The following is a 1,059-nucleotide window of genomic DNA, read 5'->3' as shown; positions in this document are numbered from 1 at the left end:
ATTTAAGGTGGGTTGCCCCATTCGGAGATCCATGGATCAAAGCTTATTCGCAGCTCCCCACGGCTTTTCGCAGCGTATCACGTCCTTCATCGCCTGTGCATGCCTAGGCATCCACTAAATGCCCTTACGACACTTGATCGTTCTCATTGCCAATGCTCATCCTTATTGGATTTGGCAAACCTTGCCTTCTCGCTTGCGCTCGAAGGGGTGCCAAATCTGACCAGACGGTCAGTCCAAAGCGTGATTACCTTTTACAATCGCGCCAATCAGATGCCATCGACGTGTTCGATAGACTTGCTTTTACGCAAAAGCCATAAAGCTTTCGCGAGATATTGGAGCTACGCCGAGCAGCTCGCTTGCAGTCTATCTTTAAGACCAGCTTCTCGAGATTAAATCCGGTACCGCGCGGTCAGGCAACGGTAATCCAGCCGTCCGTCAGAAGCACTCGAAAGCGCTAACAACGACGACCCAGAGCGACAAGCTTCCTTCCTACCTCCGATCTCTCCACCACATCCGGCCGGCTAGGCCATCCATGGTTTCACAAAGACCGGGCTCGGACGCCTTGAACAACCATACGGTCACTCAAAACACCTGGAAGCCTCCAGATCAATCTTCTCTTCACAATGTATGCAGAACACGCATCAAGCCCGAAAGCCGATGCAAAACCTTTATTTCTTCAGAAGACAAACTTTGTTACGTCCAACCACACAGGCCAGAGGCCTGTCGCCGATCGTTCGGCGGCCCGTCCGGAGCGCAGCGCCAAAGGCGCGACAGCGTCAGGACAAAACAATGGTGGAGCTGAGCGGGATCGAACCGCTGACCCCCTGCTTGCAAAGCAGGTGCTCTCCCAGCTGAGCTACAGCCCCATCAGCTCGATCGCCCCAAACTTCTTCGGGGTTCGGCAACTTCCGCGTCACCGTCCGTTCCCGGCTGCGCCATGCGTAGCCAAACGGCGAAGCATGGTGGGCCCGGGAAGACTTGAACTTCCGACCCCACGCTTATCAAGCGTGTGCTCTAACCAACTGAGCTACGGGCCCATTCTCGTCAAACCGGTCCAGA

The 1,059-nt window shown here is 54.9% G+C and carries 2 tRNA genes and 1 rRNA gene (1 of these 3 only partly in view); all 3 read right to left on the bottom strand.

The annotated features are described in order from the left end of the window. Positions 1-139: ribosomal RNA gene (locus tag PH558_RS33940) — 23S ribosomal RNA — on the bottom strand (it extends 2,674 nt beyond the left edge of the window). A 651-nt stretch (positions 140-790) separates the two neighbouring features. Next, positions 791-866 (bottom strand) — tRNA-Ala (locus PH558_RS33935). 94 nt (positions 867-960) lie between these two features. Then, positions 961-1,037: transfer RNA gene (locus tag PH558_RS33930), tRNA-Ile, on the bottom strand. Positions 1,038-1,059 lie beyond the last annotated feature (22 nt).

The sequence above is a fragment of the Rhizobium pantanalense genome, assembly GCF_030182525.1.
GTDB lineage: Bacteria > Pseudomonadota > Alphaproteobacteria > Rhizobiales > Rhizobiaceae > Rhizobium.
This window is presented reverse-complemented; position numbering and strand designations above follow the sequence as displayed.